Annotated in this window: 22 protein-coding genes, 1 tRNA gene and 1 pseudogene; 11 read left to right on the top strand and 13 right to left on the bottom strand. The window is 63.7% G+C overall.

Annotation, left to right across the window (positions count from 1 at the left end; all coding sequences use genetic code 11):
* Window positions 1-124 precede the first annotated feature (124 nt).
* Window positions 125-601 (bottom strand): DUF2269 family protein, encoded by a 477-nt coding sequence (locus tag AUC70_RS08750; RefSeq protein WP_069444648.1) that lies wholly within the window; start codon window positions 599-601, stop codon window positions 125-127.
* Window positions 602-603: 2 nt separating this feature from the next.
* Window positions 604-1,944, bottom strand: coding sequence for an SDR family oxidoreductase (locus AUC70_RS08745; RefSeq protein ID WP_083241420.1), 1,341 nt, complete (start codon window positions 1,942-1,944; stop codon window positions 604-606).
* Window positions 1,945-2,031: 87 nt separating this feature from the next.
* On the opposite strand from AUC70_RS08745, the gene AUC70_RS08740 reads away from it, so the two are divergent.
* The gene (locus AUC70_RS08740; protein WP_069444465.1) at window positions 2,032-2,712 is read left to right on the top strand and encodes an ion channel; all 681 of its coding nucleotides are present in this window, start codon (window positions 2,032-2,034) and stop codon (window positions 2,710-2,712) included.
* A gap of 30 nt (window positions 2,713-2,742) precedes the next feature.
* Here AUC70_RS08740 and AUC70_RS08735 read toward each other — a convergent pair.
* The 4 genes and pseudogenes from AUC70_RS08735 to infA form a co-directional block, all read right to left on the bottom strand.
* Window positions 2,743-2,818 (bottom strand) — tRNA-Phe (locus AUC70_RS08735).
* Between the two features lie 157 nt (window positions 2,819-2,975).
* Window positions 2,976-3,188, bottom strand: coding sequence for a DNA gyrase inhibitor YacG (locus AUC70_RS08730; RefSeq protein WP_069444464.1), 213 nt, complete (start codon window positions 3,186-3,188; stop codon window positions 2,976-2,978).
* A complete protein-coding gene (locus AUC70_RS08725) occupies window positions 3,185-3,895 on the bottom strand; it encodes a Maf family nucleotide pyrophosphatase (protein WP_425283589.1) in 711 nt (236 codons plus the stop codon). The genes AUC70_RS08730 and AUC70_RS08725 overlap by 4 nt, the downstream gene beginning before the upstream one ends.
* A 49-nt stretch (window positions 3,896-3,944) precedes the next feature.
* Window positions 3,945-4,160, bottom strand: a pseudogene (gene infA, locus AUC70_RS08720) (translation initiation factor IF-1); the annotation flags it as partial.
* A gap of 230 nt (window positions 4,161-4,390) precedes the next feature.
* Between infA and AUC70_RS08715 the strand changes: the two are divergent.
* The gene (locus tag AUC70_RS08715; protein WP_069444645.1) at window positions 4,391-4,663 is read left to right on the top strand and encodes a DUF3303 domain-containing protein; all 273 of its coding nucleotides are present in this window, start codon (window positions 4,391-4,393) and stop codon (window positions 4,661-4,663) included.
* Window positions 4,664-4,726: 63 nt separating this feature from the next.
* Here the strand turns inward: AUC70_RS08715 and AUC70_RS08710 are convergent, their stop codons facing one another.
* The 4 genes from AUC70_RS08710 to AUC70_RS08695 form a co-directional block, all read right to left on the bottom strand.
* Window positions 4,727-5,398, bottom strand: coding sequence for a hypothetical protein (locus tag AUC70_RS08710; protein WP_069444463.1), 672 nt, complete (start codon window positions 5,396-5,398; stop codon window positions 4,727-4,729).
* A complete protein-coding gene (gene dnaG / locus AUC70_RS08705; RefSeq protein WP_141702038.1) occupies window positions 5,395-6,645 on the bottom strand; it encodes a DNA primase in 1,251 nt (416 codons plus the stop codon). Before dnaG ends, AUC70_RS08710 begins: the two co-directional genes overlap by 4 nt.
* Window positions 6,646-6,735: 90 nt before the next feature.
* The gene (locus tag AUC70_RS08700) at window positions 6,736-7,077 is read right to left on the bottom strand and encodes a hypothetical protein (protein ID WP_425283588.1); all 342 of its coding nucleotides are present in this window, start codon (window positions 7,075-7,077) and stop codon (window positions 6,736-6,738) included.
* A 139-nt stretch (window positions 7,078-7,216) separates the two neighbouring features.
* Window positions 7,217-7,585, bottom strand: coding sequence for an antibiotic biosynthesis monooxygenase family protein (locus AUC70_RS08695; RefSeq protein WP_069444460.1), 369 nt, complete (start codon window positions 7,583-7,585; stop codon window positions 7,217-7,219).
* Between the two features lie 99 nt (window positions 7,586-7,684).
* Between AUC70_RS08695 and AUC70_RS08690 the strand changes: the two genes are divergently transcribed.
* The 6 genes from AUC70_RS08690 to AUC70_RS08665 all read left to right on the top strand — a co-directional run bounded on the left by AUC70_RS08690 (window position 7,685) and on the right by AUC70_RS08665 (window position 12,305).
* Window positions 7,685-8,161 (top strand): MarR family winged helix-turn-helix transcriptional regulator, encoded by a 477-nt coding sequence (locus tag AUC70_RS08690; protein ID WP_069444644.1) that lies wholly within the window; start codon window positions 7,685-7,687, stop codon window positions 8,159-8,161.
* Between the two features lie 89 nt (window positions 8,162-8,250).
* Window positions 8,251-8,640 carry a hypothetical protein gene (locus AUC70_RS08685; RefSeq protein ID WP_069444459.1) on the top strand — a complete coding sequence of 130 codons (390 nt, stop codon included), beginning with the start codon at window positions 8,251-8,253 and terminating at the stop codon, window positions 8,638-8,640.
* Between the two features lie 216 nt (window positions 8,641-8,856).
* Window positions 8,857-9,570, top strand: coding sequence for a DUF2189 domain-containing protein (locus tag AUC70_RS08680; RefSeq protein WP_206599337.1), 714 nt, complete (start codon window positions 8,857-8,859; stop codon window positions 9,568-9,570).
* Between the two features lie 227 nt (window positions 9,571-9,797).
* Window positions 9,798-10,655, top strand: a complete 858-nt coding sequence (locus AUC70_RS08675; protein ID WP_158007410.1) for an SMP-30/gluconolactonase/LRE family protein — start codon at window positions 9,798-9,800, stop codon at window positions 10,653-10,655.
* A 95-nt stretch (window positions 10,656-10,750) separates the two neighbouring features.
* Window positions 10,751-11,944, top strand: a complete 1,194-nt coding sequence (locus tag AUC70_RS08670) for a D-alanyl-D-alanine carboxypeptidase/D-alanyl-D-alanine-endopeptidase (RefSeq protein ID WP_069444456.1) — start codon at window positions 10,751-10,753, stop codon at window positions 11,942-11,944.
* Window positions 11,945-12,038: 94 nt separating this feature from the next.
* A complete protein-coding gene (locus tag AUC70_RS08665; protein ID WP_069444455.1) occupies window positions 12,039-12,305 on the top strand; it encodes a hypothetical protein in 267 nt (88 codons plus the stop codon).
* Between the two features lie 106 nt (window positions 12,306-12,411).
* Here AUC70_RS08665 and AUC70_RS08660 read toward each other — a convergent pair whose 3' ends face one another.
* The 3 genes from AUC70_RS08660 to AUC70_RS08650 all read right to left on the bottom strand — a co-directional run bounded on the left by AUC70_RS08660 (window position 12,412) and on the right by AUC70_RS08650 (window position 14,304).
* Entirely contained in the window at window positions 12,412-12,813 is a 402-nt protein-coding gene (locus tag AUC70_RS08660) for a hypothetical protein (protein WP_141702037.1), read from the bottom strand.
* Window positions 12,814-12,982: 169 nt separating this feature from the next.
* The gene (locus AUC70_RS08655; RefSeq protein ID WP_141702036.1) at window positions 12,983-13,600 is read right to left on the bottom strand and encodes a hypothetical protein; all 618 of its coding nucleotides are present in this window, start codon (window positions 13,598-13,600) and stop codon (window positions 12,983-12,985) included.
* A gap of 254 nt (window positions 13,601-13,854) precedes the next feature.
* The gene (locus tag AUC70_RS08650) at window positions 13,855-14,304 is read right to left on the bottom strand and encodes a GatB/YqeY domain-containing protein (protein WP_069444452.1); all 450 of its coding nucleotides are present in this window, start codon (window positions 14,302-14,304) and stop codon (window positions 13,855-13,857) included.
* Window positions 14,305-14,585: 281 nt separating this feature from the next.
* Here AUC70_RS08650 and carA point away from each other — a divergent pair, with 281 nt between their 5' ends.
* The 3 genes from carA to greA all read left to right on the top strand — a co-directional run bounded on the left by carA (window position 14,586) and on the right by greA (window position 19,840).
* On the top strand, window positions 14,586-15,821 hold the full coding sequence (gene carA, locus AUC70_RS08645) for a glutamine-hydrolyzing carbamoyl-phosphate synthase small subunit (protein ID WP_069444451.1): 1,236 nt from the start codon (window positions 14,586-14,588) through the stop codon (window positions 15,819-15,821).
* A gap of 13 nt (window positions 15,822-15,834) precedes the next feature.
* On the top strand, window positions 15,835-19,242 hold the full coding sequence (gene carB / locus AUC70_RS08640) for a carbamoyl-phosphate synthase large subunit (RefSeq protein WP_069444450.1): 3,408 nt from the start codon (window positions 15,835-15,837) through the stop codon (window positions 19,240-19,242).
* Window positions 19,243-19,366: 124 nt separating this feature from the next.
* On the top strand, window positions 19,367-19,840 hold the full coding sequence (gene greA, locus AUC70_RS08635; protein ID WP_069444449.1) for a transcription elongation factor GreA: 474 nt from the start codon (window positions 19,367-19,369) through the stop codon (window positions 19,838-19,840).
* Window positions 19,841-19,856 lie beyond the last annotated feature (16 nt).

The following is a 19,856-nucleotide window of genomic DNA, read 5'->3' as shown; positions in this document are numbered from 1 at the left end:
TGCAGGCGCCGAATCCTTTGACTTTGAAGCGCAAATTAAGACGTTAGCGAGGCTGGACCACGAGATTTCAGCCCCTGTGGCCCGTGAGCGGATCAGCCTGCCGGGCATGGCGTTTTCGGGCGGCTCAATGAAGCCCCAGCGCCGGCCGGGCGATCATCAGCCAAACGATGATGAGCACCGCCGCGAAGGCCGGAATCCCGAACGCGAACCACCAGCGAAACAGCGCGTGGTACTGCGGCGGAAGGGGCGTGCCCGCGCGCACCGCCGATGCCGCTAAATCCCGCATCCGGAGCTGCATCCACACCACGGGCACCCATAGCGCGCCGATCAGCAGATATAGAAGGACGGACAGGACGATCCATCCTTGATGGAGCGCGTAGCCCGCCTGCCAGGCGAGTGCGAGGCCCGTGAGCGGCTGCAGAACGACGGCCGTCGCCGTGAAGACCAAGTCGGCAATCACCACGATGCGCGCTACCCCGGCGATAACCGCCGGATCCTTGGTGCGATGGGCCATCAGCATGAAGAAGGCGATGCCCGCGCCGGTCCCCAACAGCACGCAAGCCCCGATGATGTGGACGTATTTGAGCGCGAGATAGGTCAGCATCAGCGCTCTTCCAGGATCATCAGGGCGACGAGGGTCAGCACGACAATCGGAATGACCTTCACGAGCGGCCCCAGCGGATCGACCCATAGCGCGGGCAGAAGGATCGTCCCGGCCACGAGATAGGCAGCGGAAAGCCCCAGCGCGGCCCAAAGCGCAACACGCGCCGTCCGCCGGTAGGCGGTCCCGAGCCCGATCGCGATATCGGCCACCGAACCCGCGACGACCCAGCCATGGCCCGGCGGCGCCGGCGCGGCTGCATTCAGCGGGTCCAACGCTCCCTGCCATCCGGGGCCAAGCGCAATCAGCCCCGTGAGGACCCAGTACAGGGCCAAGACGCCCAGGACCACCGGCTTTAGAAGATAGAGGCGCGCAAACCACTTCTCCTGAACCGATGGCGGTTCGGCCGCGAGCCCGTCCTGGAAGGATATCGGATCGATGCCGGTTGTCTTCATCCAGTCGCTGGGATCGCCGACGGCGCCGCGCTCGATCTCCAGCCTGGCGGTGCTGCGCAGCGGCGGACGCCAGCCAAGCCAGCTGACTGCATCGCCCAGACCGTAGACGAGGCGCTCGAGCGCTTTCGGCGCGCGAACGATCCTGGCCGGCTTCCAACCGAACCATCTGCGGAACGAGGCGACGACCTCTTCGAACCGCAAGAGATCAGGCGCCGCGACCTCCAGCGTCAGTTTCGACGGCGCCTCCGGCTTCAGGAAAAAGGCCACCGATTCCGTCAGATCGTCGAGTTGAACCGTTTGGAACGGTCTTGCATCCGCCGGTACCGCCAGGACGGGAAACGCGGCGAGCGCCCGCAGCAGCGCACTCCCGCCGAAGGCCGCGCGGCCGATCACCACGACCGGACGCAGGATCACCCAATCGAGGTCGCTGCCCATAAGAAGCGTGTCGCCTTCGCTCTTGGTGCGGGAAAACGCCGTCGGGTTCGGGCGGTCGACGCCGATCGCCGAAATCTGGATCGCGCCGCACCTGCCGCGCGACACATGCCCTGAACAGCGCGCCCATCCCATCGCGGTGACGCCCGCCGTCGAGTCTTGAGCACTGTCCTGGAGGGCACCGGCACAATTGACGACGGCATCGACGCCCTCGAGGTACGGAAGCCAATCCTCTTCCTGGGTGAGCTTTGCGATATCGGCTGCGATCGCTCCGGCCCGGTCCGTGCGCGAGGGGATGGAACGCGCCAGCCTGATCACGTCATGACCATCAGAGCGGAGGCGCGCCGACACCGCCGCGCCAATCAAGCCCGTCCCGCCAAGGACGAGGATGCGCAACTGGGCGGCAGCGCGCAGCGCGCTCGCGCCCACATCTTCTTCGCTCTGACTTGCCTGCATCACTCCCCCGACGGCCCAACGCCTAGTATAGTCCGGTCGCGTACCGCGCGTCCGCCGCCGGCGTGATCAGGGAATTGGGGAAACGCTATGGTTCGGAGCATGAGCGAACTGCGGGAGCGGTGGCAAGACCCACTGCTTACGGCGTTGACCATCTTGCTTGCAGTGTTGATCTTCGTCCTCGCGCCCCTTCGCGCCGAGAGAATTCCCGGCATACAAGAAATCGGGTTCGCACTCGTGACCGTTCTCACCGGCGCGGTCCTTGTCCTGTCCGGGAAACGCCTCGCGCTCTGGGCTCTGCTGATCGCCCTCGTGCTCGCGGCCATCGCCTCGGTTCGCCGTCACTTCCATCCCTCTATGGTCGATGTGTATCTCGATGCGACGGCATGGCTGCTGATCAGCCTGGCGCTCATGAGCGAAGTGGGACGCGTGGTTTTCGCACCCGGACGTGTGACCTATCACCGGGTGGTGGGCGCTATCCTGCTCTATCTCGTCATCGGTCTAGCATTCAGCGCGATCTTCACGTTCATCGGCGCCGCGTCCGAGAATGCCTTCTCCGGTTATATCGTAAAGGACAGTGCGTCTCTGGCGGACACGATGATCTATTTCAGCTTCGGGGCGCTGACGGGAATCGGCTCGGGCGACATCACGGCACTGCATCCTGTCGCGCGAAGCCTTGTCTTGGTGGAAGCCATGGTCGGACAGCTCTATCCCGCGACACTGTTGGCGCGGATCGTGACGCTGGAGATCGAGGACCGGCCCCGTTCATAGCTGCGCTTTGCAGCCTATGCTGGCGGAGAATGGTGCCCAGGGGCGGATTCGAACCACCGACACGCGGATTTTCAGTCCGCTGCTCTACCAACTGAGCTACCTGGGCGTGCCTACTGTCAGGCTGGACGCGATGGGCCGCCTGGCGAAAAAACCGCGCAAGGCCCTATCCCGTAAGGCCCTGGCTTATAGGCAATCGGCCGGGCTCTGTCGAGACCGGACTTCGCGGGTTTTTGCGTCCGCGTGCGACCAGTAAGTTTGTGGGCTCAGTCCTCGTTCCAGCCGGCGGGCGGCTCGGGATAGGCCTCCTCGGCGGGGTCTCCGGGAACGGCATAGGCGCCCTTGAGCCAGCGCCCGAGATCGAGCTCCGCACAGCGCTTCGAGCAGAAGGGACGATGGGCCTTGACCGTCGGCTTGCGGCAGATCGGGCAGCGCGCGACCGCCTTTTGCGCCGCTTTGCTGTCCCGTCCGGCGGTCACTCGGAGTCGACCTCGGCCTTGGCCAGCCACAGCAGCGCCACCGGATAGCCCTCGCCCGCCAGCATGCTGACCGTCTCGGTGAGCGGCAGGCCCACCACATTGGTATAGGAGCCCACCAGCTTGATGACGAAAGGCCCCGGCAATGCCTGAATGGCATAGCCGCCTGCCTTGCCGCGCCATTCGCCGCTGGCGAGATAGGCGCCGATCTCCTGGTCGGTGATGTTGCGGAAACGAACGCGGGTCTCGACCACGCGCTCGCGCCACCGCCCCTCGGGCGTCACCATGGTCACCGCCGTGTAGACGCGATGGGCGCGGCCGCGCAGGAGCCGCAGCATGTCCGCGGCCTCGTTCTCGAGCTCGGCCTTGCCGAGCACGCGCCGGCCGACGGCGACAACCGTATCGGCAGCGATCAGGAAACACTTGCCGAGTTCCGGCTCGTTTTTGACGAGCTTCAGCGCGGCCTCGGCCTTGGCCTTGGCCAGCCGCCGGACGATCTGACGCGGCACCTCGCCCTTCGAGACGCTCTCGTCGACCGAGGACGGGCGCAGCGCGTCCGGCACAAGCCCTGCCTGTTCGAGCAGCTGCAGCCGGCGCGGAGACGCGGAGGCGAGCACGAGTTTCGGCCGGAAGCTGGAGCCCGGCTTCGGCGCACGGCGGCGCGTCGGCCGCTTCGGCGCCTTGATCTTACCCGGCACAGCCGCGGCCACGGGCTCCGACTCGGCTGGCGCCGGCGTGCTCCGTTTCAGCCCGAGCTTGCTTAAACCGGTAAGTGATCCGACCTTTAGTGAGATCATAAGGGGTCATCTCGACCAAAACTTTGTCACCAGCAAGCACCCTAATCCGGTTCTTGCGCATACGTCCCGCCGTGTGGGCGATAATCTCGTGTTCGTTCTCGAGTTTCACCCTGAAAGTGGCGTTCGGGAGGAGTTCGGTGACCACCCCCGGAAATTCGAGCATTTCTTCCTTCGCCATAAGGCTCCTTCCGCATCCTTGAATTGCCGCGGAGAATGGTCGCGTGGGACGCTAAAATCAAGGAGGATTCCGGGATTTGTCTGGCACCCACAGAACTGTCCGCCGGCAATCATCGGCGCGTGCGGTCAACGCGATGTCGTATACAATCGCCAATCTTGTGGTGGCACGGGCTTCCTCCAAGGCTTGCGCCCGTGCTGCCAATGGCGACGGCTTAGCGAGTGGAGCACACCATGCTTTTTGTTTGCTATGTGACGATCGACCCCGACGCGCGCGATGAGAGTTTGGCGCGATTCATGGAGAACGGCGTGGTCGAACCCTCGGGCGTGAAGCTGCTCGGCGCGTGGATATCGCTCACGCAGCAGGAAACCTGGAGCATCTTCGAATCCGATAGCGCAGAAGCGATCATGGCCCTGTTCGATCCCTGGACGGATCTCAACGTGCATCAGATCGCCCCGGTCATGGACTTCGATGGCTTGAAGAAGTTTTTGGAATCGAAGGCCTAGCAGGTCCGGCGGCGCCGCTAATGCCCACCCTGCCGGCGGCGCCTTTGGCGGGTGGCGCGCTTTTTAGGCGCGCGAGCATGTCCTGAAAACGCTGCTTCGCGTCGCGCATGGCCGCATCGTCCGTGTCCTGCTTGAGGCCGACGCTCGCCACTTCCTGCTGCAGAACGGCGAAGCGCTCGTACTCTGCTTCGGACATGTCGGCGATAGCTCGGCGCTTTCGGCGATCTCACGGCTGAGCGTCGGCAGCGCCCGCCAGCGATAGAGCATGTCCGTGAACTGCTCCTCCACCTCGTCGCGCGGCATATCGGGTTTCAGGAAGGCATGCCGCGCATGATGGCTTTCCAAGAACAGCCGGTCCAGCAGCTCCCCGTTGGATCCGTCGCGGAGTTTCGCGATCAACGCCTCGCGCGTGATGGCATGGTCGTCGTGGATGGCTCTCGTGGCGGCGGCGAGCAGTGCGGCGAGCTTCTTGTCCGTCACATCCACGCTCGCGATCTCTTCGGCGTACTGATCGAGCAGCCAAGGATGGTTCACGAGCGCCAGAGCAACGATCGTACCGAACCCATACGCGGTTGGCGGCGGCAGCGCCTCCCGGCGGACGGACTTCGCTCCATTGCTCCGGCCCGGCCGACCGTCCTTGCCGCGTCGCGGCTGCGGCCGCCACAGTTCGAACAGCCTGTTTTTGATCTCGCGGCGATAGTGTTCGCGGACGCGCACATTCTCGATCTCGTTCAACAACGTCTCGAGCCGCGCTTCGAGGCGGCGCGCCGCTCCGGCGTGTCGATGGCGCCGGCGCGCATCTCCCGGCGCCAGGCCATGTCGATCAGCGGCATGGCGTTCTTGAGATAGGCCGAAAAGGCGGACGGCCCGGCGCTGCGGACGAGATCGTCCGGGTCCTGGCCTTGGGGCAGGAAGGCGAAGCGGAACGAATGGCCTTCGCGCAGCACGGGCAGCATCCGGTCCACGGCCCGCGCCGCGGCGGCCTCGCCTGCCCGGTCGCCGTCGAAGCAGATCACGGGCTCGGGCGCGAGCTGCCAGAGCTGCTCCATCTGCCGCGCGGTGAAGGCCGTCCCCAGCGTGGCCACCGCGTTCTTGAAGCCGGCCTGGTGCAGCGCAATCACATCCATATAGCCTTCCGTGACGATCAACTCGCCCTTATCGAAGGCGGAGCCGCGCGCGCGGGCGAAGTTGAACACTTGGGAGCCCTTGTCGAACAGCCGCGTCTCCGGCGAGTTCAGATATTTGGGCTGCGCATCGGGGGCCAGCGCGCGGGCACCGAATGCGATGACACGCGATTTCACGTCGAGAATCGGGATCGTCAGCCGATCGCGGAAACGGTCGTAAGTGGGACGACCGTCGTCCGGCTTGATGACGAGACCGGTATCGAGAAGCTGCGCCTCGCTGAAACCCTTTTGCAGCAGCGCGTTCTTGAGCGTGTCGCGTCCGCCGGGTGCATAGCCGATGCGGAACTCGACGATGGTCTCTCGGCTCAGCCCGCGCCCCTCGGCATAGGCGAGCGCGTCGCGCCCAACCGACGACCGCAATGCCTGCTCGAAGACCTTGGCGGCGGCTTCGAGCGCGTCCATGAGCCCGAGCCGCTCCTTGACCGTGCGCTCGTATTGGGGATCGGGCGCGGGCATCGGCACGCCCGCCTCCCCCGCCAGCCGCTCCACCGCTTCGGGAAAACTCAAACCTTCCGTCTCCATGACGAAGCGGAAGATGTCGCCATGCCGGCCGGACGAGAAGCAGTGATAAAAGCCCTTCTGATCGTTCACGGTGAAGGACGGCGTCTTCTCCTTGTTGAAGGGAGACAGCCCCTTGAACTCGCGCCCGGCCCGCTTGAGCTGCACGCGGCGCGACACGACCTGGCTCACGGGGAGCCGGGCACGGACCTCATCCAAGAACGAATCGGAGAACTTCATTTCAACGACAGTGGGCTTATCGGCGCGCCGAAGCGCGGTGCGATTCTCAATCTTCAACACTATCCACTGTTTGGAACAAAAGAGAAACGGGGGGATCCGCCCATCCCGGCGGGCACTGTGCCGCCAAAGGGGCGGTCTGCCCGGAATGGGTCACCCGGGCCGGGCGCGCAACCGCCCCGCCATCCTGAGGCCGTCGCGCATATTGAGGCCGATCAGCGCGATGTTCATCGCACCGGCAAAGAGTTCGACCGCTTGCAGCAGATAGAAGACGGCATCGAACTCTCCGGCGCGCGCCTTGAAGGCGAGAAAAAACGCCGCCGGAATCAAGACCAGGATGCCGTTCGCGGCAATGAGCGGCATGCGTTTGATTTTCCGGCCGATCAACCCGGCTCGGCGCCCATGCGCCAGGGCAAATCCCGATCCTCCCGCAGCGGCAAGGGCCGGAATCAGCAGGAGGAAGCCCCACGGTATGGCCGTCTTGACGGCGGTCACGGCCGCTTCGGACGCGAATAGCTCGCTGAAGGCCGTTGAGAGCCAGAAGGTCGCAATCGTCACGAGCGCGACCGCGCCCGCTACTGGATGAAGGATCTTAAGCATCGCCACACTCTCCGTTCCGGGGCGTTCGCGGCCGCTAGGCGACGCAAATCCCGGCCACAGCGACCTTCTGGAACAGGTGCGGCGCGGCCACGGCGGATGACGGGTAGGCTGCGTGCGTTGCCACGAACTCGGGATTATCGAACGCCGCCCGGAAGTGTCCCGTCGATTCCCAAACCGCGTAGTTGAGATAGGCAGGGCTCTCACCGATCGCGCGGTGGAGCTGGGTGGATATGAAGCCCGGCTGCCGCTTCATGAACTCCGCGTCCTGCTGCCACGCCTTCAGAAACAGTTCTTCGTCCGCTTTTTCGAGCGTGAAGACGTTCACCAGCACGACGGGGGAGGCATCCACCGCCAGTTGACGGTCGATCGGAAAGGCGGGGTCGAGTGGCCGTATGAAGGACATGAAAAGCTCCGTTCAGTTTGGTAGCATGATGTCAATTTGATATGATGCTCACATATATATTTGACATGATGATGTCAATATTAGCCTATGGAACCAATCATGACCCCTCGACTGCGAACGCCGGCCGGAAGCGCCCTGACCGACCTCATTCTCGATCTGTTTCGCCTCAACAACCGCGTCCTCGCCGCCGGAGACCGGCTGATTTCCGGGCTAGGTCTCACGAGCGGACGCTGGCAAGTGCTCGGAACAATCGTTGCCGCTGAGCGGGCGCAGCCGGTGGCTTGGCTGGCGCGCGACATGGGCGCCAACCGCCAAAACGTCCAGCGCATCGTCAACGACCTGGAGAGAGACGGTCTCGTGATGTTCAAGCCGAACCCGCATCACAAGCGCGCTCAGCTTGTCGTTCTCACCGACGAGGGTAGGCGCAGGTTCGACGCGGCCATGAAACTGCAGGCGCCTTGGGTCAACGACCTCGCCGAAGGCCTGCCTGTGGAGGCCATCGAGACGACGCGCTACACCATGGCCGAGTTGCTTCGGCGGCTGGAGGGACATGGCGAAGCCGACGGTCAAGACTGATCGCGAACATGCCGGCGGCGGATCGGCGTTCCCTGCCCGCGCCACGGTCGCGCCATAGAACTGTCACCGGCATTCACTACGCAGGACGGATGCGCGGCAGGAATGGCTCGAGTCTGAGCAACCTCATTTTGAAGATCGCCGGCGCGGTCTGCATGATCGCGGGCCTTGCCACCGTTTGGCTGCCGATCCCGACCGGCGTCATTCTCATGGTGATCGGACTGACGCTCCTGATCGCCAGCAGCCCCACCATCGCCGCCTGGGCGCGTCTTTTGCGCCAGCGCAACAAGGGGCTCGACGACAAGCTGAACACCGCCGAGCCGTATCTGCCAAAGCAGATGCAGCGGGTGCTGGCGAAGACCAGGCCCAACAGGACAAAGCTCGATCCGGCGGCACAGGCCGCTCAGCCGGCCCCGGCCCCAGAAGCACCCAAGCCGCCCAGCTTCACCGCGTCGGCCGGCGGACAGGCCGAAGCCTCCTAGAACCGCCTTGCACTGCCCCGCCTAAGCCCCTAAGGACCCGCGTGGGCTTGATGTGCCGCAAGGACGCATACGCCCCATTTCGCGAGCATGCAACTGCTCTGCCGGCGACGGCCATAGGGCCGTTGCCCGATGCGGGGCCACTTTGGGGGAGGATGGTGTGGAGACTTCAGGCGGACTGCCCGATATCGCCATTGTCGATTGGAAGGCGCCGTTCCGGTGGCTCGCCGGCGGCTGGCGCGACCTTTGGAGGCGCCCGTACCCTGCCTGACCTATGGCCTTCTCCTCGCGATCGTGAGTTTTGCCATCGGCTACGCGTTGGTTGTCTCCAACGCAGAGTTTTGGGCCTTGGCCCTAACCTGCGGCTTCGTGTTCGTCGCCCCAATGATCGCCATGGGGCTGTACCAGGCGGGACGCAGCATCGAGCGCGGCGAGAAGCCGACGCTCGGAGAGATGCTCTATGTCCGGGACGCCGTCCGCGGCGATCTTGCCTATCTCGGTCTATTCCTGCTGATGATCTACCTGCTTTGGGGGCGTATCGCCCAGATCGTGTATGGCCTGTCGACCTATCAGTTGCACCGGACCGTCGACGACTTCGTCACCTTCGCTCTCACGACGTCGGACGGGAACACCATGCTCGTCACGGGCACGCTGGCCGGAGGCTTGATCGCCTTTCTCACCTATTGCGGTGTCGTCGTAGCGGCGCCGATGCTGCTCGATCGCCATACGGGGGTTTTCACGGCCATCGCCACCAGCGTCCGGGCCGTGGCCGAGAACTTCTGGCCGATGCTGATATGGGCCGCGATCCTCGGCGTCTTGACCCTGGCGAGCGCCGCGACCGGTTTCATCGCGCTGATCGTCGTCTTCCCGTGGCTCGGTCTTGCCAGCTGGCGCGCCTACCGCGACCTGGTGCCCGGACCTCTGCCGGCGTGAGCGGCCGGGCAGCCCAGCCCCTGCTCCGCCGCACTTAGCCCCCGCCCTTCCCTCGCCCCGCGGAACGTGGCATCGCAAAGCATGGCTTTGCACAGACCGGTCCGCTGGCGGCCGCCGCCCAGTCCCGGATTAACGAGTCCCGCGACAAGGCGATCACGGCACCGCTGTCCCTGCACGGCCTCCCCGGCTCCGGCGGCGAGGATGTCCTGATCGAGGACGGCGGAGCGGTGGTCACCGGCCTTGGCAATGGCGATGTGGTGCGCCTGACGCCGGACGGCACTGCCGTTCTCGGCAATACGGGCGGTCGGCCGCTGGGTCTCGAGGCCTGCGCGGACGGAACATTGCTGGCGTGCGATCACGACAAGGGCCTGCTGTGCCTCGACCCCGCAACCGGGCGCGTCACAGTCGTGCTGAACGAGATCGAAGGCGCACCCTTGCGCTTTTGCAGCAACGCCGTCCGATCCGAGGACGGGAGCATCTACCTAACCACGTCGTCCGAAACGGCCACGTGGAACGACTACCAGGCGGATGTCATTGCGCACGCGACATCGGGGAGATTGATCCGTGTACACTCTAATGGAGATGCCGCCGTGCTCGACCGGAACCTCGCCTTCGCGAACGGAATTGCGCTCGCACCGGATGAGTCCTGTCTCTATGTCGCCGAAACACTCGGCTACCGGATCCGCCGCTATTGGCTGAAGGGCGAGCGCGCCGGAACCTGGAGCGATTTCGTCACCGGGCTGCACGGCTTTCCCGACAATATCAGCCTATCGAATACGGGACTGTTGTGGGTGGCGCTGCCGGCGCCGCGCATTGCGTTGCTCGACTTCCTGCTGCCACGACACCCGGCCTTGCGGACGCTCGCGCTGAAGCTGCCGCGCGCCCTGCAGCCGCGCCCCAAACGTATCGTGTGGGTGCAGGCCTACGATCTCGATGGACGGCTCGTCTACAATATCCGCATGCGCCACCGCCGCTACTCGTTCGTGACCGCCGTGGCGCAATCCAAAGATGCGCTTTGGCTCGCGAGCGTTCGGCATGCGGCACTTGCGCGACTGGCGCTGCCGCCGCGCAATGCCACCGTTTGATACCACCCGTGTGCGGGTGGTCATGTAAACGCCTCTGTCGCAAACCAAGATCACTGTAGCCATTTCGTTCGGTCGGCCTGTAAAAGAGAGCTACTATGTGGTCCCGCCTGCTGATCCTTGCCTTCGTTCTCCTGCCCGCTCAAGGAATCGCAACGGTTTCGTTCGCCGGCGCGAAGGAACGCGTCAGAGCGCTGGCGCCCAACGGCATTGTCTATGTGATCGACGAACAGGGCACCGAGCTCATCACGCAGAACGCCGACAAGCCGTTCGTTCCGGCTTCCGTCGCGAAAGTCGTGACCTCGTGGCTCGCGATGGAGGTCCTGGGCCCGGCCTATCGCTTCAAGACGCATTTCTATCTCGACGAGAATCGCGTGCTCTACGTGCGCGGCGGCGGCGACCCGATGCTGGTCTCCGAGGAGCTGGCCCTGCTGGCGCCGGAACTGGTCGCGGCGATCGGGCCTGAGCCGATCACGGGCATGGTGCTGGATCCAAGCTACTATCCCGAGAAGGTCAGCATCCCGGGGATCGAAGACAACAGCCGCTCGTACAACGCGCTGAACTCCGCACTGGCGGTGAACTTCAACACGATCAGCGCGGTGCGCCGCGGCACCAAGGTCTATCCCGGCGAGAAACAGACGCCGCTTACGCCGTTGGCCGTGAGTCAGTTCAGGTCACGGGGCCCGAACGGACGCGGCCGCATCAGTCTTGCGAAGGATCCCGAGCTCAGCCTGCTCTATGCGGGCGAGTTGCTCGAAGCGTTCATGAAGCAGTCTGGCGGCAAGGTGGAGGGCAAGATCACGATCGGGCCGGTGCCGCCGGGACTCCAACCTGTTTACGTGCATCAGCAGTCACGAAGCCTCGCGGCCATCATCAATCTGCTTCTGATCGGCTCCAACAACTACATCGCCAACCAGGTTTTCCTGGAGATCGGCGCGGCGCGTTACGGCGGCCCCGTGAGTCTCGAGAAGTCTCTCATGGTCGCCAACGAGATGCTGGCCGCGCACGGGCTTCAAGACGACATCTATCTGGAAGAAGGTTCCGGGCTCAGCCGCGGCAACCGCTTCACGGCGCAGGGGCTCGCCAAGGTTCTCGATCTTTTCGTGACCTATGCGGAGTTGATGCACGGACACGACGGCGGCACGAACAAGACCGGCACCATGTCCGGGATCAGGACTCTGGCCGGTTATGCCGACACGGCCAATCATGGACGCGTGCGCTTCGTTATCGCCCTGAGAGGCGGCGGCCGGCTGCGCTACTCCGTGCTCAAGGCCATCGAGCAGGGGCTCTAGCGCGCAGCGCTGCTGGCGTTCGAGCGATGCTCGTTGTCCACGCGGCAGGAAGGTGCACTCTACGGATGTCGAGACGTTTCGGGGACAGGTGACGATGGAAGTTGTTCTGGTCGTATTGCTCGCGCTCTTCGCCGTGATCGCCCTCTTCGTCTGGTGGCGGTTCGACTTCGACCTTTCCGATGTCGTTGCATCGAGCGTCACGCCGGCGATCGGCCTCGGCCTCATCTATGTCTATGGCACGACTCTGGCCTGGGCCGGAGGCATTGTGCTCCTCGCGATCGGGGTATTCGCGCTGTTCTATCTGATGAAACGGCGCGAACGCATTGCCGCGCGGCGTAGCCCGTATCGTGACGAGCCATAGGCTAGAGCAACGACAGCGCAGAAAAAAGGCCGGACGCTTTTGCCCCCGGCCCCAATTCAGTGTGCCGCTGTGACGGCACGCATGTTCTATTCGAGCGTCGCGAAGCCTACTTGGCTTCGACGCACGTCCCGAACTGCGTGAAGGCGCGGCCGGCCTGCGCAATCGTTCCGGACATATTCCCCGACGGCTTTTCGACGACCGCCGACCAGGTCTGAAGGCCCTTGCGCCCGCGCATGATCAGGACCTTCTCGTCTTCATAGACGTCGCCCTGCTGCAAAAGGGCGCCACCGCCGAAGAGACCCGAGAACAGGTTCTTCTCTTTGACGTTGAGCGTCAGCATGGGCGGGATGCCGGCTGTCTCGTGCTTGATACGCTTGCAGCCCGAAACGGAGGTGCACTCGAAAACTTCGTGCACAGCGCAAGCATATTTCGGCACAGCGTGTGCCGGCGCGGACGAGAGCGCCATAGCCGCGAACGGCACCACAGCCGCAAACTTTAAAAGTTTCATCAGATTGTCCCTTTGCTTTGCAGTGAAAACCGCGCGCATGCTGTCCTGGTTGCAGGCGGCCCACAAGGGAAAGTGCTGCAGAGAAACTGACAAAATAAAACCGGGCGGAACTCACGTTCCGCCCGGCCAGGTCCCCGCTCGCAGCAGCAAGGGCTCTCGTCAAAGACGCCTAGTAAACGACGTTGCTCGCCTGCCGGGTCAGGACCTCACCCTTGTTGAGTACGGTCATGGCCTTGGCATCGGGCGCGCAGGTGAAAACCACACGCTCGTTATTCACGCCGTCGAGGTGAAACAGCTCACCGGGGTGAAGCGACACACGCACGCGCTTGGCATCGACAGCACCATCGGCAGCCGCCGTCGACATGACGGCGCTCACCGCGCACTTGCCCTGATCGGGCTCGTAGTAGGCAAGAAGACGCGAGTCACCAACCTTCGCGAGAATCGGCTGATACGGTCCGACGGGACCGAGATTCGTCGCATGCGAGTCGTCGGCACTAGCGAAGCCGGTGGCCGCAAACAGCGAAAGCGCGCCGGCGGCAGCAATAGGAAGGATGTTCTTCAACATCGGTAGGCCTCCAATCTCAAAATCGGACGCGAACTGATTCCGCGCCCCGTTGAGTTGATAGGTAATGCTGCATCGCGGCATGTCTATGGTGCAGCGCAATGACATACTGCCGCGTGGCTCGCTGCCGCACGATTTTCCCGATGACTCGATCAGAAATTCAGAACGAAAAACCTGCTGATTTTGCGGGCATTTTTGAATGTCTCGATCAGGAAACCCAATCAAGATTCGCGACTCGTTTCGGCTTCGCGCGGGTGTGACGGAAGTGTTAACGCAATGTGGTTTTGGCGTGTCTAAGAGGCGTTCGCAGTGTGTATCGAACGCACATTTTTGTGCATCTGCACAATGCACGATCAGGACACTGACGATGATCGAATTCCGATAGATGGAGAGCCGACGCCGATCAACGCATCGGTGCGGTCATGCGCCGCAAGGCGGTCGGGCGTAACCACACTCAACTCTTGGAGCAAATCGACGGATCAGCCGAGCTTGGCCTTCACGGCGCCGCTGGCCTTGCCGAAATCCATCTGGCCGGCATAGCGGCCTTTGAGCACGCCCATGACTTTGCCCATGTCGCGCATGCCGCTCGCGCCGGTCTCGGCGATCGCGTCGTCGATGGCTTTGGCCATGTCCGCGTCGGACAATTGCTTGGGCAGGAACTCGCGAATGATGTCAGCCTCGGCGCCTTCCTGCTCGGCAAGCTCGGTACGCCCGGCGTCGGCGTATATCTTCTGCGACTCCTCGCGCTGCTTGATCATCTTGGCGAAGAGTTCGAGCAGTTCGGCATCGGTTCGCCTTTCCGGCTCCCGACGCCGGGCCGCGATGTCGCGATCCTTGATGGCGGCGCTGACAAGGCGAAGCGTGGACACGCGTTGCATCTCGCGCGCTTTGGTCGCGGCTTTCAGTGCGGCGGTGATGGTCTCGCGCATCTGTCTCGATTTTGGGCTGCTTTTCGAAGGAAGCCACCAACCTAATCGACGGCGCCCGGACAAGCAAGCGAATTTGCGCATCTAAGGCATTGTTTTAACAAGAAAATTTTTGAGCTCCGCCATTGACCCCGTCACAAAGCTGACGTAAAGAACGCATCTTAAGGACGCGCGCTCCTTAAAAAACGTGGTTCTCACGCCTGACTGACCAGAGCGCAACGCCCCACCGTTTGCAGCTTTCGTTTTGGCGACCACCGACACCGGCCGAACATAGATATTCGCGGATGACTGACGAGCACGACACAGGGTCCTCGCCCCTTGCGCGGACGCACGCGGCAGCGGCAAGCACGCAGCCTTGGGCGGACGAAGCGCCGACGGCCCTGCTCGTTCTGGCGAACGGGACCGTGATCGAAGGGCGCGGCGCGGGCGCGACCGGCAGCGCCGTGGGCGAAGTCTGTTTCAATACGGCCATGACCGGGTATCAGGAGATCCTCACCGATCCCTCCTATGCCGGACAGATCATCACCTTCACCTTCCCCCATATCGGCAATGTGGGCGCCAACACCGAGGACATCGAAACCTCCAATCTCGCCGCCTCGTCCGGCGTGAAGGGCTGTGTCTTGCGCACCTCGATCACCGCGCCGTCCAATTGGCGCGCCGCGCAGGACCTGGACTCGTGGCTCAAGGCACGCGACATCATCGCCATCACGGGCGTGGACACGCGGGCGCTGACGGCACTCATTCGCGAGAACGGCATGCAGAATGCGGTGATCGCGCATTCCCCGGACGGCGTTTTCGATATCGACGCGCTGAAGCGCGAGGCCGCTGCGTGGTCCGGCATGGTCGGCCTCGATCTCGCCAAGGACGTCACCTGCGGGCAAAGCTACACCTGGGACGAGACGTCCTGGCGCTGGGGCGAAGGCTACGGCCGTCAGGAGGCGCCGCGCTTCCATGTGGTCGCCATCGACTTCGGATTGAAGCGCAACATCCTGCGCGAGCTGGCGACGGTGGGCTGCAAGATCACCGTGGTCCCGGCGGACACCAGCGCCGAGGCCATTCTGGCGCGCAAGCCCGACGGCGTTTTCGTCTCGAACGGTCCGGGCGATCCGGCGGCGACCGGCAAATACGCCGTCCCCGAGCTGGAGAAGATCATCGACAGCGGGGTCCCGACCTTCGGCATCTGCCTCGGCCATCAAATGCTGGGCCGGGCGCTCGGGGCCGAGACGGCCAAGATGCATCAGGGCCATCACGGCGCCAATCACCCCGTCAAGGATTTCGAGACCCACAAGGTCGAGATCACCTCGATGAACCACGGCTTCGCCGTGACGCGGGAAAGCCTGCCTGAGACGGTCACCGAGACTCACACGTCTTTGTTCGACGGCTCGAACGCTGGGCTGAAGGTCAAGGACAAGCCCGTCTTCTCGGTGCAATACCATCCGGAGGCCTCACCCGGCCCCCAAGACAGTCATTACCTCTTCACGCGCTTCGTCGAGCTGATGGCCGCGCGGAAGACCTCATAGCCCGGCCGGAACGATGCCCAAACGCGACGACATCAAATCCATTCTGATCATCGGCGCCGGTCCGATCGTGATCGGCCAGGCGTGCGAGTTCGACTATTCGGGCACGCAAGCCTGCAAGGCGCTGAAGGACGAGGCTTACCGGATCATCCTGGTCAATTCGAACCCGGCCACGATCATGACGGACCCGGATCTGGCCGACGCCACCTATATCGAACCGATCACGCCCGAGTTCGTCGCGCGGATCATCGAACGCGAACGGCCCGACGCCCTGCTGCCCACGATGGGCGGCCAGACCGCCCTCAACACGGCGCTGAGCTCCAGAGCTTCCGGCGTGTTGGAGAAGTACGGCGTGGAGATGATCGGGGCGAAGGCCGACGTCATCGACAAGGCGGAAGACCGGGAGCTCTTCCGCAAGGCCATGGACAAGATCGGGCTCGAATCGCCCAAGTCGCGCCTCGCCGATGCGGGCTCTCTGAAACGCGCCGACCGCGAGACCTACAAGGCGGAGGTGGAGCGCATCGAGGCCGAGAACTCGGACCCGGACGCGCGCGCCGAAGCGATGCTCGAGTTCGAAGCGGACTGGGGCCGGCACGAGACCGAGCGGCGTCGCCGCTATGTCGAGAAAGGCCTGATCGAAGCGCTTGAGGCCATGCAGGACGTCGGCCTGCCGGCCATTATCCGGCCATCGTTCACGCTCGGCGGCACCGGTGGCGGCATTGCCTACAACCGCGAAGAGTTCCTCGAGATCGTCGAGCGCGGCCTGGATGCCTCCCCCACCTGCGAAGTGCTGATCGAAGAGTCGGTCCTGGGCTGGAAGGAATACGAGATGGAGGTCGTCCGCGACAAGGACGACAACTGCATCATCATTTGCTCCATCGAGAACATCGACCCGATGGGCGTGCACACGGGCGACTCGATCACCGTGGCGCCGGCACTCACGCTCACCGACAAGGAATACCAGATCATGCGCGACGCCTCGATCGCGGTGTTGCGCGAGATCGGCGTCGAGACCGGCGGGTCGAACGTTCAGTTCGCGGTGAACCCCGAGGACGGACGGCTCATCGTCATCGAGATGAACCCGCGTGTGTCCCGTTCCTCGGCGCTGGCGTCGAAGGCAACCGGCTTTCCCATTGCCAAGATCGCCGCCAAGCTCGCCGTCGGCTATACGCTGGACGAACTCGAGAACGACATTACGGGCGGCGCAACGCCCGCCTCGTTCGAACCCACGATCGATTACGTGGTGACGAAGATTCCGCGTTTCGCCTTCGAGAAGTTTCAGGGTTCCGCCCCGACACTCACCACGGCCATGAAGTCGGTCGGCGAGGCCATGGCCATCGGCCGGACCTTCCCGGAGTCCCTGCAGAAGGCATTGCGGTCACTGGAGACGGGGCTGACGGGGCTGGACGAGTTCCACTTCGAGGGTCTTGGCCAGGGCGACGACAAGAACGTGATCCGCGAAGCGCTCGGATCGCCGACGCCCGACCGTCTTCTGAAAGTCGCGCAAGCGCTCCGGCTCGGAGTCGATCACGAGCAGATCTACGACAGCTGCCGCATCGACCCGTGGTTCATCCGGCAGCTTCAGGACATCATCGACACGGAGACCCGCGTCCGCGAACACGGACTGCCGCAAACGCCAGGCGCGTTCCGTGCGCTGAAAGCCATGGGCTTCTCGGATGACCGCCTGGCCTCACTTGCCGGGCTGACACCCGCCGAGGTGCGCCGCGCGCGGCATGCGCTGCACGTCCACCCCGTCTACAAACGCATCGACACCTGCGCGGCGGAGTTCGCCTCGCCCACGGCCTATATGTACTCGACCTATGAGACGGGGTTCACCAGTGGCGAGTCCTGCGAGGCGCGGCCGAGCGCTGCGGACAAGATCATTATTCTCGGCGGCGGCCCCAACCGGATCGGCCAAGGTATCGAGTTCGACTATTGCTGTTGCCACGCGGCCTTCGCGCTGTCGGCGGCCGGCTTCGAGACCATCATGGTCAATTGCAATCCGGAAACCGTCTCGACCGACTACGACACATCGGACCGTCTCTATTTCGAGCCGCTCACGGAAGAAGACGTGCTCGAGATCGTCCAGAAGGAACAGACGAACGGCGCCGTGAAGGGCGTGATCGTCCAGTTCGGCGGCCAGACGCCACTGAAGTTGGCGGCGGCCTTGGAAGACGCGCAGATCCCCATTCTCGGCACCTCGCCCGACGCCATCGACCTCGCCGAAGACCGCGACCGCTTCAAGGCGCTGATCGACCAGCTCGGTCTGAGACAGCCCAAGAACGGCATTGCCCGCTCGGCCGAGGAGGCCATCGCCATCGCCAAGCGGATCGGCTTCCCCGTGGTGATCCGGCCCTCCTATGTCCTGGGCGGCCGGGCCATGGAAATTGTCCATGAGGAAGCGCAACTCGAGCGCTACATCGCCGAGGCCGTGGTCGTGTCCGGCAAGAGCCCCGTCCTGCTCGACTCGTACTTGCGCGACGCCATCGAAGTGGACGTGGACGCGCTGGCCGACGGGCGCGACGTCTTCATCTGCGGCGTGATGGAGCATATCGAGGAAGCGGGCGTGCATTCGGGAGACAGCGCTTGTTCGCTGCCGCCCCATTCCTTGAAACCGGCGATCATTGCTGAACTCGAACGGCAAGCGAGGGAGTTGGCGCGGGCGCTGAGTGTGGTCGGGCTGATGAACATTCAATTCGCGATCCAGAACGACGACATCTACATCCTGGAGGTCAACCCGCGAGCCTCGCGCACGGTGCCGTTCGTCGCCAAGGTTATCGGCAAGCCGATCGCCGGCATCGCCTCCGAGGTCATGGCCGGCAAACCACTCAAAGATTTCGGACTGACACCGGCGAAGCTCGACCATATCGCCGTGAAGGAAGCGGTGTTTCCCTTCGCCCGGTTCCCGGGGGTCGATCCGGTACTCGGACCGGAAATGCGCTCCACCGGCGAGGTGATGGGCCTCGACCGCGACTACGCCGTGGCCTTCGCCAAGAGCCAGCTCGGCGGTGGCGCGAAGCTGCCCCTGTCCGGGACCGTCTTCGTTTCCGTGAAGGACCTCGACAAGGACAAGCTGCTCGCGCCGGTGCGGACCATGATCGAGATGGGTTTCCGCATCGTCGCCACGCGGGGAACCCAGCGCCATCTTGCCGCACATGGGATCGCCTGCGAGCGGGTCAACAAAGTCCTCGAGGGGCGCCCGCACATCGTCGACGCCATCACAAACGGCGATATCGACATCGTCTTCAACACGACCGAAGGCGCCAAGGCTCTGGCTGACTCTATGTCGATCCGCCGGTCGGCCTTGCTGAACCACATTCCTTACTATACAACGCTCGCCGGCGCGCTCGCCGCTACCGAGGCCATTCGGGCCTTGCGGGCAGGCAGCCTGACCGTCGCCCCTCTACAAAGCTACGTTGGCTGAGGCTCTGCGGAGCCCACCGGCAAGCTTTAGAAAACGGTCTAAATCAACAGATTCTTGACTTCGGTGGGTCAATTCCTTGACAGTATTGTCAAAGGGGGCCCGCCCTTAAGGAGTTTGAACTGACATGGAAAAGGTGCCGATGACCGCAGAGGGATACACATCCCTCGAGGCCGAGATCAAGAATCTCAAGACCGCCGAACGGCCGCGGATCATCAAATTGATCGCCGAAGCCCGCTCGCACGGAGACCTGTCCGAGAACGCCGAATACCATGCCGCCAAGGAGCTGCAGGGCATTACGGAGGCGCGCATCGCCGATCTCGAGGACAAGCTCAGCCGCGCGGACATCATTGACGTGTCCAAGCTCAAAGGCGACCAGGTCATGTTCGGTGCAACGGTCACGCTGATCGACGAAGATACCGAAGACAAGGTCAAGTACCGGATCGTCGGCGAAGTCGAGGGCAACGTGAAGGAAGGCAAGATCTCCATCACCTCCCCGATCGCCCGCGCCCTGCTCGGCAAGCGCAAGAACGACGTGGTCGAAGTCTCGACCCCTGGCGGCGGGAAGTCCTACGAGATCGTCAAGGTCGAGTTCAAATAAGCTTGCCCCCGGGGGC

Origin of the sequence: Methyloceanibacter stevinii, from assembly GCF_001723355.1 — a bacterium.
GTDB lineage: Bacteria > Pseudomonadota > Alphaproteobacteria > Rhizobiales > Methyloligellaceae > Methyloceanibacter > Methyloceanibacter stevinii.
This window is presented reverse-complemented; position numbering and strand designations above follow the sequence as displayed.